The sequence below is a fragment of the Planococcus halotolerans genome, assembly GCF_003289955.1.
Classification (GTDB): domain Bacteria; phylum Bacillota; class Bacilli; order Bacillales_A; family Planococcaceae; genus Planococcus; species Planococcus halotolerans.
This window is the reverse complement of the sequence record NZ_QLZR01000002.1, coordinates 216,907-231,036: the sequence shown is the minus strand read 5'-3', so window position 1 is coordinate 231,036 and position 14,130 is coordinate 216,907. Positions and strand designations below refer to the sequence as shown.

At 43.7% G+C, this 14,130-nt stretch carries 14 protein-coding genes and 1 riboswitch; of the genes, 13 read left to right on the top strand and 1 reads right to left on the bottom strand.

Annotation, left to right across the window (positions count from 1 at the left end):
• Positions 1–75: 75 nt before the first annotated feature.
• The 8 genes from resA to DP120_RS05800 all read left to right on the top strand — a co-directional run bounded on the left by resA (position 76) and on the right by DP120_RS05800 (position 8,933).
• Positions 76–636: a thiol-disulfide oxidoreductase ResA gene (gene resA, locus DP120_RS05835; RefSeq protein WP_112222722.1), complete on the top strand. Its 561-nt coding sequence runs from the start codon at positions 76–78 to the stop codon at positions 634–636.
• Positions 637–648: 12 nt separating this feature from the next.
• Positions 649–2,325 (top strand): cytochrome c biogenesis ResB family protein, encoded by a 1,677-nt coding sequence (locus tag DP120_RS05830; RefSeq protein ID WP_112222721.1) that lies wholly within the window; start codon positions 649–651, stop codon positions 2,323–2,325.
• Positions 2,322–3,506 carry a c-type cytochrome biogenesis protein CcsB gene (gene ccsB, locus DP120_RS05825; protein WP_112222720.1) on the top strand — a complete coding sequence of 395 codons (1,185 nt, stop codon included), beginning with the start codon at positions 2,322–2,324 and terminating at the stop codon, positions 3,504–3,506. Before DP120_RS05830 ends, ccsB begins: the two co-directional genes overlap by 4 nt.
• A 180-nt stretch (positions 3,507–3,686) precedes the next feature.
• Positions 3,687–4,403 carry a response regulator transcription factor gene (locus DP120_RS05820; protein WP_112222719.1) on the top strand — a complete coding sequence of 239 codons (717 nt, stop codon included), beginning with the start codon at positions 3,687–3,689 and terminating at the stop codon, positions 4,401–4,403.
• Positions 4,396–6,177 carry an ATP-binding protein gene (locus DP120_RS05815; RefSeq protein WP_112222718.1) on the top strand — a complete coding sequence of 594 codons (1,782 nt, stop codon included), beginning with the start codon at positions 4,396–4,398 and terminating at the stop codon, positions 6,175–6,177. The genes DP120_RS05820 and DP120_RS05815 overlap by 8 nt, the downstream gene beginning before the upstream one ends.
• A gap of 45 nt (positions 6,178–6,222) precedes the next feature.
• The gene (sigX, locus tag DP120_RS05810) at positions 6,223–6,756 is read left to right on the top strand and encodes an RNA polymerase sigma factor SigX (RefSeq protein WP_112222717.1); all 534 of its coding nucleotides are present in this window, start codon (positions 6,223–6,225) and stop codon (positions 6,754–6,756) included.
• Positions 6,746–7,990, top strand: a complete 1,245-nt coding sequence (locus tag DP120_RS05805; RefSeq protein WP_112222716.1) for a hypothetical protein — start codon at positions 6,746–6,748, stop codon at positions 7,988–7,990. Before sigX ends, DP120_RS05805 begins: the two co-directional genes overlap by 11 nt.
• A gap of 82 nt (positions 7,991–8,072) precedes the next feature.
• Positions 8,073–8,206: riboswitch (FMN riboswitch) on the top strand.
• A 145-nt stretch (positions 8,207–8,351) separates the two neighbouring features.
• On the top strand, positions 8,352–8,933 hold the full coding sequence (locus DP120_RS05800) for an ECF transporter S component (protein WP_112222715.1): 582 nt from the start codon (positions 8,352–8,354) through the stop codon (positions 8,931–8,933).
• Between the two features lie 99 nt (positions 8,934–9,032).
• On the opposite strand, the gene DP120_RS05795 is transcribed toward DP120_RS05800, so the two are convergent.
• On the bottom strand, positions 9,033–9,284 hold the full coding sequence (locus DP120_RS05795; RefSeq protein WP_033541495.1) for a ferredoxin: 252 nt from the start codon (positions 9,282–9,284) through the stop codon (positions 9,033–9,035).
• A gap of 107 nt (positions 9,285–9,391) precedes the next feature.
• Between DP120_RS05795 and DP120_RS05790 the strand changes: the two genes are divergently transcribed.
• From DP120_RS05790 to DP120_RS05770, 5 genes are all read left to right on the top strand, one after another.
• Positions 9,392–10,417 carry a YpbB family protein gene (locus DP120_RS05790; RefSeq protein ID WP_112222714.1) on the top strand — a complete coding sequence of 342 codons (1,026 nt, stop codon included), beginning with the start codon at positions 9,392–9,394 and terminating at the stop codon, positions 10,415–10,417.
• Positions 10,414–11,841 (top strand): RecQ family ATP-dependent DNA helicase, encoded by a 1,428-nt coding sequence (locus tag DP120_RS05785; protein ID WP_112222713.1) that lies wholly within the window; start codon positions 10,414–10,416, stop codon positions 11,839–11,841. Before DP120_RS05790 ends, DP120_RS05785 begins: the two co-directional genes overlap by 4 nt.
• A gap of 80 nt (positions 11,842–11,921) precedes the next feature.
• The gene (locus DP120_RS05780) at positions 11,922–12,608 is read left to right on the top strand and encodes a LysM peptidoglycan-binding domain-containing protein (RefSeq protein WP_112222712.1); all 687 of its coding nucleotides are present in this window, start codon (positions 11,922–11,924) and stop codon (positions 12,606–12,608) included.
• Positions 12,609–12,668: 60 nt separating this feature from the next.
• Positions 12,669–13,298 carry a CBS domain-containing protein gene (locus DP120_RS05775; protein ID WP_112222711.1) on the top strand — a complete coding sequence of 210 codons (630 nt, stop codon included), beginning with the start codon at positions 12,669–12,671 and terminating at the stop codon, positions 13,296–13,298.
• A 198-nt stretch (positions 13,299–13,496) separates the two neighbouring features.
• Positions 13,497–14,129: a metallophosphoesterase gene (locus tag DP120_RS05770; protein ID WP_240611979.1), complete on the top strand. Its 633-nt coding sequence runs from the start codon at positions 13,497–13,499 to the stop codon at positions 14,127–14,129.
• The last annotated feature ends 1 nt before the right edge of the window (position 14,130 follow it).

Sequence of the window (14,130 nt, the reverse complement as noted above, 5' to 3'; positions counted from 1 at the left end):
TCAAAACTCCAGGTTTTTTGCCTATGAAACTTTGCTATAATTGGTTCATCAATGACCTCGGAGGAGGAAAAAAGCATGGCAGAAGACAAAAAAGCAAAAAAAACGAATCGAAAAAGAAATCGCGCTTTTATGCGTTTAGCTATATTATCTATGCTTGTGCTGGCAATCGGATACACCATCTATAACAGCGTAACAGCTGATGATGTGGAAGTGCTTAAAGTAGGCGATAAGGCGCCTGACTTTGCTTTGGAAGACATGGAGGGCAACCGCCATAAACTTTCCGATTACAAAGGCGAAGGAGTATTTCTGAACTTCTGGGGCACTTGGTGTGAACCTTGTGTCAAGGAAATGCCGGCTATGGACAGACAATATAAAGAGTATGAAGAACAAGGCGTCCATATACTTGCAGTAAATATCGCCCAATCTGATTTCGAAGTGCAGTCATTCGCTGACCGTTTTGATTTATCCTTTCCAATAGCGATAGACAGATCAAAGTCGGTTATGACGGCTTACAATATCCGTCCGTTGCCGACAACCGTGTTGGTCAATCCGGAAGGCGACATCCAGAGGATAGTCACCGGTGAAATGTCGGAACAGGATATAAAAGGCTTCATGGAAGAAATCAAACCTCAATAAGGAGTTTTTGGGATGGGAAAAATGCAATGTAAATGTGGCCATGTCAATCCGCCGGGGACAATATTATGCGAATCCTGCGGACGTTCTTTGACAGAAGAAGAACAAAATAAGAAATTGGCGGACATGCGTTATGAAGGAACTGCCCGTCGATCTCAAACTTATAATAAATCAATTATAGACAAAATCTGGAATTTCTTTTCGAGTGTTAAAGTCGGAGTCTCTATTATCGTAATCCTGCTGATTGCAGCAGCAATCGGTACGATACTTCCGCAAGCTCAATATGTTAATGTTCCAGTCAGAAATGATGCCACTATTAAAGCGTATTATGCAGACGTTTACGGTGAAATCGGTAAAATTTATCATTTCCTCGGTTTCCATGATTTGTACAGTTCTGCCTGGTTCATCCTTTTAGTAGGCATGCTGGCCATTTCTCTTATTGTGGCCAGTCTGGACCGATTTGTGCCTTTATACCGTTCATTAAAAAACCAACGGGTTTTGCGCCACCCCAGCTTTATGAACAAACAGCGCATTTATGCTGAAGGTCCTGCACCTGAGGATTCGATGCAAAAAGCGGAAGAAAAGCTGAAGGATTTGAAATATAAGGTTACACTGGATAAGAATGGCCTTCTCGCTGAAAAAGGCCGTTTCTCACGATGGGGCCCTTACGTCAATCACATAGGCCTCATCATTTTCCTGTTTGGTGTTATGCTGCGCATGATGCCTGGATTCTATGTGGACGAAACACTTTGGATACGTGAAGGTGAAACGCGGGCGATTCCTGATGCACCGGGGTACTTCCTTGAAAACAAAAACTTCACAATGGAAACCTACACAGGTGAAGGTGAAGATGCGAAATTTGAAGAAGCAATCGATCGAGTAGGAACCGTAGCCAAAAATTATCAGACCGACATCGTCCTCTACCAGACACCGGAAGAAAGTCTGCCAGGAGCTACTGACGAGTTGGAAGAAGTCGAAGAGCATGCGATTCGGGTCAATCAGCCTTTAAAATTTGATGGCTACGCAGTTTACCAGATGGACTTCCGCCAAAACGAACTAAGAGCGATGACATTTGATCTGACGAATAAAGAAACTGAGGAATCACTTGGTTCGCTCACAATCGACCTTGTCAGCCCTGAGAAATCCTATGATTTGGGCAATGACACACGTGTAGATCTGCTCGGCTATTATCCTGACTTTTCAGGATTTGAAAATGGTGAACCTCAAACAGAAACACCGATTCCGAATAACCCCGGTTTCCTTGTGCGAATGTTTACACCTGAAACTCCCGACGGGGAAGTCAGCTTCATCGTCATTCAAAATACGATTGAACCTCTGGGAGAAAACCAGTATAAGTTAACATTCCAGAATGCGGAAACCCGCGATGTATCGGGCTTGACGATCCGTAAAGACAGTACATTGCCGATTCTTGGTCTTGGCGGCCTGATCTTTATGATAGGCGTTGCACAAGGTATGTACTTCAACCATCGCCGTTTCTGGATTCAAAAACAAGAGGACGGCGGACTTGTATTAGCAGGCCACACCAATAAAAACTGGTATGGTTTAAAGAAAGATCTGGATCAGGTTTCCGAATTCGCATCACTTCCGCCTTATATTGACCAACAGGAAGAAATTGAGAAGCAGGAAAAGCTGGAGAAAGAGCAGAAACTGGAAGGTGATGAATTATCATGACAATGGCGGAATTAAGTTCAAATTTATTGTACGTTGCTTTTGTAGCGTACTTGATTGCCACATTTGTTTTTGGTGGAGCAGTCAGAGGCAATAAGGAAGGATCATTTAAATCCGAAGGCCGCTGGGGGAAAGTTGCTTTCATCGTCACCTTAATCGGTTTCCTCTCGCATCTTGGTTATTTTATAACCCGGTGGGCAGCAACCGGACATGCACCACTCAGCAATATGTTTGAATTCACGACAGCTTTCGGAATGACATTAGTGGGTGGATTCATCGTCCTTTACCTGCTTTATAAGACGCCGGTTCTGGGTATGATCGTACTTCCGGTTGCATTATTGATCATTGCATTCGCCAGTATGTTCCCAAGCGAAGTCAGTCCTCTGATTCCTGCTTTGCAGACAAACTGGCTGGCAATTCACGTCAGTACCGTCGTAATTGCAGAAGGAATTCTTGCGATCAGTGCAGGAGCAGGACTGGTCTATCTTTTGAAGGTCGTTGATATGAACAAAAAGTCGAAACAGCGTTTCTGGCTTGAAGCAATTATGTATTCACTTGTTGTGGTGATGGGCTTTGTAATCGCCAGCAGCTATTTCTCACTGACGGGTTACCAGGCTGATTTCACTTACGTCAATAAGGATGGCAATGAGTCTTCCATTACGTATAACATGCCGCCGTTAGTCGGGATGAATGAATACACTTCATTGACTGAAGGTGCTATGGAGCCGTTTTTTGAAACCCCCGCAATCATTAATGCCAGCAAAATCACGACAGTACTATGGTCGTTCTTCGTCGGAACAATTCTGTATTGGCTGATCCGACTGGTTGCACGCAGACGCATTGCGGCAATCTTCAAGCCGTTCGTCAAAAACGTCAGCCTGCAGTTGATGGATGAAATCAATTACCGTGCTGTAATCATCGGTTTCCCATTGTTTACGCTAGGTGCATTGATCTTTGCCATGATCTGGGCGCAGATTGCTTGGTCACGTTTCTGGGGTTGGGATCCAAAAGAAGTATGGGCGCTCATCACTTGGCTGTTCTATGCTGCTTATCTGCACCTTCGTTTGGGTAAAGGCTGGCATGGAGAAAAATCCGCTTGGCTTGGTGTAGTCGGATTTGCGATTATCATGTTCAACCTTGTGGCGGTCAACCTGATTATTGCCGGTCTGCACTCTTACGCATAACAGGTCTGGAACAATATAAAATTTTTAAGGAATCAAATCAAAGCGGGCGGAGAAAAAGCATTATTTTCTCCGTCCGCTTTTTCAATAAGATTTGGCTGATTATATGGAAACCCATTTTTATTTATTTTTGGAAATGTTATCGGTACAATGTAAGAATAGAAGAAAGTTGGAGGGATTACGATGTCTGAGGAAATTACAATTTTGGTTGTCGATGATGAAGAAAGGATCCGCAGATTATTGAAAATGTACCTTGAGCGTGAAGGATATCTTGTCGAAGAAGCGGAAAACGGTGTCCAGGCCCTCGAGATGGCAAACGAAAAAGATTACCATTGCATTCTGCTGGACCTGATGATGCCGGAAAAAGACGGTATCGAAGTTGCAACCGAGTTGCGTGAAACGAAAATGACGCCGATTATCATGCTGACCGCCAAAGGCGAAGAGGCGAACCGCGTCGAAGGCTTTGAATCCGGAGCAGATGATTACATCGTCAAACCGTTCAGTCCGCGGGAAGTTGTATTGCGTGTAAAAGCGATTCTTCGGCGTTCATCAGCTTATTCTCCGTCAGCCAATTCGACCGTATCGAAAGATCTTGTCGTTTTCCCGCATTTGACGATTGACCATGATGCACACCGTGTCACAGCTGATGGTACAGAAGTGAACCTGACTCCGAAAGAGTATGAATTGCTTTATTTCCTTGCAAAAGCACCGGATAAGGTTTTCGACCGCGAACATCTGCTAAAAGAAGTCTGGCATTATGATTTCTTCGGCGATTTGCGTACAGTCGATACCCATGTAAAACGATTGCGTGAAAAATTGAACCGGGTTTCTGAATCTGCTGCCAAAATGATTGTTACTGTTTGGGGAGTAGGTTATAAATTCGAGGTAGGCAATGAATAGAATATGGAATAGTGTAGTCGGGAAGCTGTGGATCACCATACTGCTTCTCGTTTCCTTTGTCCTTTTTATTGTTACTGTTCTCCTATTGGAGTTCCTCGGCAACTATCATAGCGAAACAGTCGAAGAAACCCTCAATAAGGAAGCGGCGACAATTGCACGTATTTTCAATGAACATGGCAATCTGGAAATATCCCTGAATATCATCGATGATATATTGGGGCCTGAAACAAATGCAGTGATTGCCGAAGTTCCCTATGAAAGCACTTATTATTTGCATGATGGCATGAACGGCGAAGAAATTCGGGAACGCATCTTGAACGAACCAGCATTCCAAAAGGTTTTTGAAAGCGATGAAACAGTGATGAAAGAAATGCTGATGCCTGCTTTAACTGATGAAGACAGAATGGAATCTTATATTGTTCTGGCCAGTCCGTTACAGACAGGCGAAGAAATGCACGGAACTGTCTTCATCTATCAGTCTTTGGAAGTTATGGACCGGACTGCAGAAAGAACAACGAATATCGTTTTTCTGTCAGCTTTTATCGCTCTGCTGCTTACAACTTTTTTTGCATTTTTCCTTTCTTCCCGCATTACATCTCCGCTCCGCAAAATGCGTGAAGGCGCGTTTGAGCTGGCAAAAGGGAATTTTGACACGAGGGTCAGATCAACATCGAAAGATGAAATCGGCCAGTTGGCAACCGCATTTAATCAGATGGGAAGCCAATTGAAACATCATCTGGAAGTGATCAGCCAGGAAAAAGAGCAGTTATCCAGTATCCTCACGTCCATGGCAGATGCGGTCATCACGTTTAATCAGGACAAGACCGTTCTGCTCAGCAATCCTCCAGCCGAAAAATTAATTGAGTACTGGGGATTGAAAAAGACGATACCGGAAGGTAAGCCATTGCCGGTCGAGTTGTTGCATATGCTCGACCATGTCCTGCATTTTGAAGAGGAAATTGAAGAAGAGCTTGAAATTGAAGGGGCGTATTATGCGATTTCCTTTAGTCCTTTATATAGTGGAGAATCGATCCGGGGTGCTGTAGCAGTGCTTCATAATATGACCGAACAGCATAAACTTGAAAAATTGCGTGAAGATTTTATTGCCAATGTATCCCATGAACTTCGCACGCCAATCGCTATGCTGCAAGGATACAGTGAAGCATTAATGGATGATGTGGGGGCAAGTGAAGATGAACGCCGTGAAATGACCAAAATTATCTACGAAGAATCCCAGCGCATGGGACGCCTTGTAACAGATTTGCTGAATTTGGCAAGGTTGGAATCCGGTCAGATGAGGCTTTATAAAGATGTCGTCCAACTTAATAGTGTGATTGAGCGCATGACGCTGAAATTCACCCAGGCTGCCAAGGAAGCTGGTGTCGATTTGTCATTTGAAACGGAAATGGACGATTGGACAGCTGCTGAACTTGATGAAGACAGAATCGAACAGGTGATGACCAATCTGATAGATAACGCATTGCGTCATACGCCGGGAGGCGGCAAAGTCATCGTCAGAGCCCAGCAACAGAACAATTTCGCCAAAATATCCGTAAATGATACGGGATCGGGCATTTCTGATGAAGATAAAGCCTTTGTTTTCGAACGTTTCTATAAAGCGGACAAAGCACGGACGCTCGGCAAAGGCGGTACAGGACTCGGACTGGCGATTGCCAGCAATATTGTCAAGGCTCATGACGGCGTAATCGACGTTGAGAGTGAATTTGGAAAAGGAACTTCTTTCTATTTCCTGCTGCCATTAAAAAAGATGTAACCTTATTCGACATAAAACGACTAATTCTAAGAACGGGGGGAGTACATGAATGACTCCGTTTTCCACAGGCTTTATGACCAGTATCACCAGGACGTTTTTCAGTTCCTGATTTACTTGGTCAAGAATCGCCATATCGCGGAAGACCTGATGCATGAAGTGTATATTCGGGTATTCCGGGCCTACGACCGGTTTGAAGGAAAAAGCACCGAAAAGACATGGCTTTTTTCCATTGCTAAAAATGTAGCCATTGACCATTTCCGTAAAGCTTCGGTCAGACAGAAGCATTCGATGGAGCATTTCGATTGGGAAACGCAGCAATTGACCTCTTCTGAGCGCTTGCCGGAAGAAATATCTTTATTGAATGAAGACAAGCTCTCATTATATAAAGCGTTGGATACTTGCACAGGCGACCAGAAGATGGTCGTCATCATGCGCTTCTTCCAGGATTTGTCCATTGCTGAAACTGCTGAAATCCTCGGATGGTCAGAAGGAAAAGTCAAAACGACCCAGCACCGGGCCATCAAATCCCTGCGCCAAAAATTAACCGCAAAGGAAGGGGGATTACAAAATGCCGAATAACAAATGGGATGATGAAAACATCGAAAGTTTGTTAAAGGATTTCCCCACTATTAAAGATGAACGACCGAAAGAAGAAGTATATAAACGGCTTCAAAAAACACAAAAACCGCAGAAGAAGTCGAAACATTGGATCCCTTATCTGGTTGCGGCTTTGGCATTTATCACATTTGGCGTTCTGCTGGCTTCCATGCTCGGCCAAAGCAGCAACGAGAGTGCTTATGATATGAGCGGATCAGAAGGCGAAGGCGCGGAAGAAAGCACAACAGAAAGCGGAGATGCGGGTTCAGCTGCTGTAGAAGATAACGGCGGCGGTGAATCTGAATCCGAATCGGCAGCAACGGAATCATCTGAAGCCGAGGATGCCGGAGAAGGCTCAGATGCTTTCAGTGCCACGGAAAATAACGTTGAAATGGCCGAGAATTCATTATATGAAGATCAACTTGATGGCATGTCCCTTTTTACAGTAGGGCTTACCGAGAACGCGATTGTAGTCCCGGTATCTTTCGTTGTTTGGCATGACCGGCTGCTGGAAGACTTCGGAACCCTCGAAGTGGATGCTGTCGATCTCTACAATCGCTATGCGCCTGAAATTGATGAGGAAGCATTAGGGTTTGATGAATACCATCCTTATGCAGGCACCATCGAAAAGACAGCAGAAGGATTAGTGCATAGATTGCCGGAAAACCACAATTACGATCTGGCGTCTGCTTCGATGACGGTCTATTTCAATTCACTCGCAGCAACGTTCAAGGATGCGGAAGGAATTGCGGTTGTCGATGAGGCAGGGAAAGCTGCCGACTTTGATCAAGTGGGACCAGTAGAACCTTTGGAACCAGGCAACCTGAATCTTGCTTATTATACCTACGACAATGCAAACGGCTCCAGCTATCTTGTACCGGGTTTCAATATGCCGCATGAAAGTGCTGCAGAGGCATTAGAGGCGATGAAGTCAACACCAAACGACCTTTACTCAACTGTCATCCCAGCCGGTGTTGAATATTCCGTTTCAGAAACGGATCAAATGGTTACCGTGGAGTTTAACGAGCCGGCCGATTTTGATTCCTATGGTTATCAGGAAGCTATTAATATGATAGAAGGAATGGTTCTTGCCGCTGATTCGTTTGGCAAAGAGCTGATGCTTGAAAATACGGCTGACGAAAATTGGGGCAACTTCGATTTCACCGCTCCGTTGCCAGTCCCGGCAGGAATTAATATAAAAGAATATGGAAATTAACAGGAGAGGCGCATTGTAAGCAAAGCTATTTACAATGCGTCTTTTTTCGATTATCATTAATTTGTAATCCAATAAAATATCGATTCATCTTCGGGGCAGGGTGCAATTCCCTACCGGCGGTAATTGAACAATTGTTCATAAGCCCGCGAGCCGTAAAACGCAGGATTTGGTGAGATTCCAAAGCCGACAGTATAGTCTGGATGGGAGAAGGTGAAGGTGCGGACGTGTGTCGTTTACTGTAAACGGAACGCTATTTTAAGTGTGCCTTTTCTCCCTTAAGCATTGTTTGCTTAAGGGATTTATTATGTGACAACACTATCCAAGCCTTTCTTCTGGTGAATCACGACAAGGAGAGAGGAATATGAAGAACAAAAAATTACAGTCGATGATTGTAATCGGGATGCTGAGCAGTATTTCATTTATTTTGATGCTGTTGAACTTCCCACTGCCAGCGTTGCCGGCATTTTTGAAAGTGGATTTCAGTGACGTGCCAGCATTGATTGCGGCAATCACGATGGGGCCTGTGGCCGGAATCCTTGTGGCTTTTTTCAAAAATGTGCTTGATTGGATGTTTCAGGGAAGTCCGACTGGAGTGCCAGTTGGCCACTTGGCGAACTTTGTAACAAGCATATTATTTTTCATGCCGGTCTATTACATCTACAACAAAATTTCCACTAAAAAAGGGATGGTTTTCGGATTGGCTGCGGGAACTATATCCATGGCAATCGGCATGAGCATACTCAATTATTTGGTATTCCTGCCAATGTACACATACTTCCTGAACATGCCTGCTGAAACAGGCAGTGCGCTTTTCGGAACAATTGTATTAGGTATATTGCCATTCAACTTGATTAAAGGCCTATTGCTGACGCTTGTGGTTCTGCTGATGTTCAGCAGCATGCACAGATGGATCGAAAAGCAGCGTCTGTTCTATCAAACCTGAATTAAATTATAGCCATTTTTGAAACAGAGCCATTAAAGTGCAGACAATAAGAAATCCCCCGAGAAAATTTTCTCGGGGGATTTCTTATTGCATCAAGTATCAGTCTTCATATTTTAATGGGTCGCCTTCAAATGGTGCGTCCGCCACTTTAATGGAATCTGTTGGACAGCCTTCGAATGCATCTTCCATATCTTCTTCCAATTCGTCTGGAACTTGGGTGTTCCCCATGTTATCATCTAGGATAACAAAAGCGATTCCTTCATCGTCATAGTCGTAAATGTCGGGTGCTGCAGCTCCACAGGCGCCACAAGCGATACAAGTATCTTTATCGACAATGGTATACTTAGCCATAATCTTATTCCTCTCCTTTATCTCCGAACAAGTTCAGTTATACTATCGTTTTCATTCTAAAGGTGTTTGTTTAGTTTTTCAACCAAAAACCGCTAGGGGGCGCAGTCTTGTTATTTGAAGATATTCTTATCATTATTTTAAAAGCAGTGGATGGCGAGCGGACTGTTTCATCTCCCTATCACCTGTTAAAAGGCAAAAAGTCCGGCCAGACAATACAGGATATCGGCTATTATAAACTCCATCCTTATTTCGGCATCCTGCCGAAACTGGAAAAAAAGGTATACGATAAAGCTATACAAAAGCTTTTTGATAAGGGTTTTATTATAACAGATGGTCAAGTTGTCCGCATGTCGGAAGAGTCATTAGCTTATCAACCGGCCGCGCCATCAGTGAATGGCTGGAAATACCGGGGGAACGAACAGTTGTTTATGGCCCGTTTATCACTGATTGTCCAGACCTTGTCGCATATCCATCAAAATCATAGAGTATTTGATCCGGTGGTCATCGCTGATGATGTACAACAATGGGTAAAGTCATATTTACATAGGATAGATTATCGCAATGAGGTAAGCTGCAGAAATTTAAAAGCAGAAATTGCCGGCAGCCTCTCCAAGGCGGAGGTAGACGACGCGGCTAAAAAAATTGTCTTACAAAGGCTTTCCGGTTATAAAGTCGGCGGATTGACGTGGGAACAAATCGCCGCAATGGAAAGCAAGGAAGTCATCGATATTCGCTTGCAGGCAATAGAAGCGCTGCATACCTGGATGGAGATAATAGAAACGGAGGATTATCCGCTGCTTAAAGTCCTATTGGATGGTGTCATCCAAAAATCTTCGCTTACCGAGACTGCACGAAGAACCGAAAGCTATTTCAAGAATGGACGCAGCCTTGAAGAGATTGCTGCATTAAGAGGTTTGAAAACCAGCACAATTGAAGATCATTTTGTGGAATTAGCCATGAATGATCCGGGGTTCGATATCCTTGCTTTTATGGGAGGGGCCCTCTACAGCAAAATCATTGCAGCCAGCCAGTCGCAAAATACCAAAAGGCTTCGGGATATCAAAGAAATCGTGCCTGAAGCCAGTTATTTTCAAATTCGCCTGGCACTGGCGACAAAGGGGGAGATCAAGTGAATCTGGAGAAAACATTATTCGATGCCTATGGCTTTACCTCATTTCGTCCCGGCCAAAAAGAAGTAATTGAAAAAATCCTGGCAGGCCAGGATGTCATAGCCTTATTGCCGACAGGGATGGGGAAATCGATGTGTTATCAACTTCCCGCTCACTTGCTGGAAGGAAGCGTGCTGATTGTATCTCCCTTACTGTCATTGATGCAGGACCAGGTAGCTCAGCTTAAGAAAATGGGGGAAAAGTCAGTGACAGCCCTCAATTCCTTTCTTGACCCTGCTGAGCGGTCAAACGTTTTGAACAACTTGAGCAATTACCGTTTTATTTTTATTTCTCCTGAAATGCTGGTACAACCTTATATCAAAAATAGATTGCGTGATATCCGCATCTCGTTGCTGGTAGCGGATGAAGCCCATTGTATATCCCAATGGGGCTTTGATTTTCGGCCGGATTACCTGCGGATTGCTGAAATTTTGCCGGTACTGGGCCATCCGAGAGTTTTGGCGCTTACTGCCACCGCCACGGCAAAGGTGACAGAAGAGATCAAAAACTATTTGGACCTTTCTGATCCATATGTCTACACTCATCCGATGGACCGCAAAAATATTGCATACGATATCAGGAAGTTCACTAGCGGAAATGAAAAACTGGAATGGCTGAAATTATTTGTTTCAGCGAATAGGGGACCGGGAATCATTTATGCCGGCACCAGAAAAAAATCACAGGAATTATCGGGGTTATTGAATCTTGCCGGAATCCGGACCGCTTTCTACCATGGAGGCATGGAGCACCAGGACCGTATTTTTGTGCAGCAGCAGTTTCAAAACGGCGAACTGGAATGGGTATGTTCAACAAACGCATTCGGCATGGGCGTCCACATTCCTGACATCAGCCACGTCATCCATTATCAAGTTCCTACTTCCATAGAAGGATATGTGCAGGAAGTGGGCAGAGCGGGAAGAGACGGCAGTCCGGCCCTTGCAACCTTATTGTATGCAGCAGGTGACGAAGAACTCCTTGAAAGCCTGGTACTTGACGATTTACCGACTGAAAATGAAATCCGTGAAATATATCGAAATGCTGATGAGGGGACTCAATTGGTCGAACAGGGTATTGTCAGGGAAACATCAATGAGAGTGATTTCCTATTGGAAGAATCACTTGACTGAACAAGAGACGATTTACCAGATAGAACAACAAAAAATTGAAAAAATGAAACAGTCTGCTAAAATAAGGAAATTAATATTTTTGGAAAGCTGCATCAGGGAATATCTTATGGAATGTTTTGATCAGCAACTCCAAAATAAGCCGGCGAACTGCTGCGTCAATGATGGACTTGATTACAATAAATTCTTGAAGCAGCGGGAAAGCAGGGCTGTTGATTTATCAGATACATGGGAAAACCGGTTAAATGCGATTTTACAATGTTAATTATGTATTATTATGGCATTTACAAATGGGACTTTTTTCGTCATAATAAAGTCATCAGATAAGAATGGGGTAATTATTAAATGGATAAAAAAAATTATCGGGAATCCCTGGAAAAAGATCGCCAGGAAATCACTGCGGATAGTAATTCAACCCTGTCACGGAGAGCACATCGCCAGTCGGGCAATCAGTCGCCTAAAAAACGAAAAAACCTTTTACTGCCCTCACTATTCTTTATTTTCATCCTTATTCCGGTAACGATTTTAATTTATGTGGCTTTTATTTATGAGCCGAATGATACACTGATCGGGGCGAAAAATGAAAATGAAGTGAGCTTTGAAAATGCTTCGCCGGCCAATGAAAGTTCGGTTATCGTCCCTGAAGAAACAGAAGAGGACGTAGCTGATGAAACAGCAGAAACTGATGCTGACAAAGCAAAAGAAACAGATGCGAAAGAGGAAGAAAAAGCTGAAGAGGCTGTAAAAGATGAAACACCTGAAGAGACAGAAAAGCAGGAACAAAGTGAAAAACCTGCTGAACAGGAAGCGCCAACACAAGAAACACCAAGCACTCCTGTGCCGGAAGAGCCTGCAGCCAGTGAAAATGACGGTGCCAAAACGGTAGTCGTCAAAGACAACGAGACATTATACAGAATTGCCGTCAATAATTACGGAGCTTCTGGAGCTGGAGCAGCTGTTGAAAAGATAAAACAGGCAAATGGATTAAGTTCCAATGAAATTTACGTCGGACAAAAGTTAATCCTTCCTTAAAAGAGGGTACTTTTATAATGAGCAAGATATTTTAATACCATCAAAGACAGGAGTGGGCAAATGTTCGTAAAAAGCGCGATGATCAAAAAAGAAAAATGCTACACAGTAAAACCGGGGGATTCAGTTCAAGTAGGACTGGATTTATTGGAAAAACATTCAGTGGATGCCCTGCCGGTAGTGGAAGGCACTGCATTCAAGGGGATTTTCACTTGGTACCATGCATATAAAGCATTTTTTAACGCAGGACAAAGCAAGGAAGAATACATAAGTTCAACTAAAATAAAAGATGTTTTGGTGAATGAAGATGTTTTCCTTAGCCTTGATGATGTATATGAAAAAGCATTGGTGGAATTAAGCGATTTTCCGATTATCGCTGTTGTGGAAGATGGGGAATTCCTGGGCATAGTTACTCGTTTTGACCTGGTGAATCAGCTTCAAAGTGCTTTTGGGATGAAGAAATCCGGTTACCGGATCACCTTTACATCCGTTGAATCGGAAGGCCGGATCGGCCGGCTTGGTGAACTGATCGAGAAATACAAGGAATCGGTCATTTCCCTGGTGACTTTTGATGAAACCGATAAAGTCGTTCGAAGAATCGTCCTGAAAATCCGTAAAAAAGACAATGTGAATAAATTTGTCAAAGAACTTGAAAAATCCGGATTCCGCGTACTGGATATTTCAGAAGATTAATAGGAAAATAAAGAGGCATAAGCAGAACTTGCTTATGCCTCTTTATTGATTGGGGGAGCGGTGCATATGAAATTTTTATATAACACAGGGTTTGCAGCAGCAGCGCTGCTCTTATTTATGTTCAGGAATGCAAACAGCGCGAAGGAAAAAAGACAAGTCATCCCTTTGGAAACTGGAAAGGGATTTAGGCCTTTTCGCATGATTTTCATAGCTGATATACATCGGAAAAAACTGCCGGAAGATTTTATTACTTTACCGGTTGATGTGATAATTATTGGAGGGGATCTTACTGAACGTGGCGTGCCGATGAAAAGAACGGCAGATAATTTGCGTATTCTGACTGAAGCGGCACCTGTCTATTTCATATGGGGGAATAATGACGAAGAAGTCGGGGAACGGAATTTCCGTAAATTGCTGAATCATTTTCAAGTGAAAATATTGGATAATGAGTCTGTGGAGTTATTCGGAAATCCCCATCTTAAATTGGTCGGTGTTGATTTTTTCAATGACAGGGAGGAAAAGCTGGAAAAAGCTTTTTCAAAAGTGGAAGAGGATGATGCGGTTCTCTTTGTGTCGCATACACCAGCTGTTTTCAAATATTTGAGAGCTGCCAAAGGCCCAGGCATTATGATGGCAGGACATACCCATGGCGGACAAATCAGATTTGGCAGAATCGGCCTTTATAAAAAAGGGGCTCTGAAAAAAACCGCTTCCGGATATGAACTTGTCACCAACGGTTACGGCACCACTTCTTTGCCGCTGCGGCTGGGCGCTGAAGCCCAATACCACATTTTAGAAATAGTGCCCGCTGAAAGGCGGAATCGGAGTTAAG

Bases quoted from the DNA above. Each gene is read 5' to 3' on its own strand.
- resA (WP_112222722.1), top strand. From the start codon at position 76: ATGGCAGAAGACAAAAAAGCAAAAAAAACGAATCGAAAAAGAAATCGC.
- DP120_RS05830 (WP_112222721.1), top strand. From the start codon at position 649: ATGGGAAAAATGCAATGTAAATGTGGCCATGTCAATCCGCCGGGGACA.
- ccsB (WP_112222720.1), top strand. From the start codon at position 2,322: ATGACAATGGCGGAATTAAGTTCAAATTTATTGTACGTTGCTTTTGTA.
- DP120_RS05820 (WP_112222719.1), top strand. From the start codon at position 3,687: ATGTCTGAGGAAATTACAATTTTGGTTGTCGATGATGAAGAAAGGATC.
- DP120_RS05815 (WP_112222718.1), top strand. From the start codon at position 4,396: ATGAATAGAATATGGAATAGTGTAGTCGGGAAGCTGTGGATCACCATA.
- sigX (WP_112222717.1), top strand. From the start codon at position 6,223: ATGAATGACTCCGTTTTCCACAGGCTTTATGACCAGTATCACCAGGAC.
- DP120_RS05805 (WP_112222716.1), top strand. From the start codon at position 6,746: ATGCCGAATAACAAATGGGATGATGAAAACATCGAAAGTTTGTTAAAG.
- DP120_RS05800 (WP_112222715.1), top strand. From the start codon at position 8,352: ATGAAGAACAAAAAATTACAGTCGATGATTGTAATCGGGATGCTGAGC.
- DP120_RS05795 (WP_033541495.1), bottom strand. From the start codon at position 9,284: ATGGCTAAGTATACCATTGTCGATAAAGATACTTGTATCGCTTGTGGC.
- DP120_RS05780 (WP_112222712.1), top strand. From the start codon at position 11,922: ATGGATAAAAAAAATTATCGGGAATCCCTGGAAAAAGATCGCCAGGAA.
- DP120_RS05775 (WP_112222711.1), top strand. From the start codon at position 12,669: ATGTTCGTAAAAAGCGCGATGATCAAAAAAGAAAAATGCTACACAGTA.
- DP120_RS05770 (WP_240611979.1), top strand. From the start codon at position 13,497: ATGATTTTCATAGCTGATATACATCGGAAAAAACTGCCGGAAGATTTT.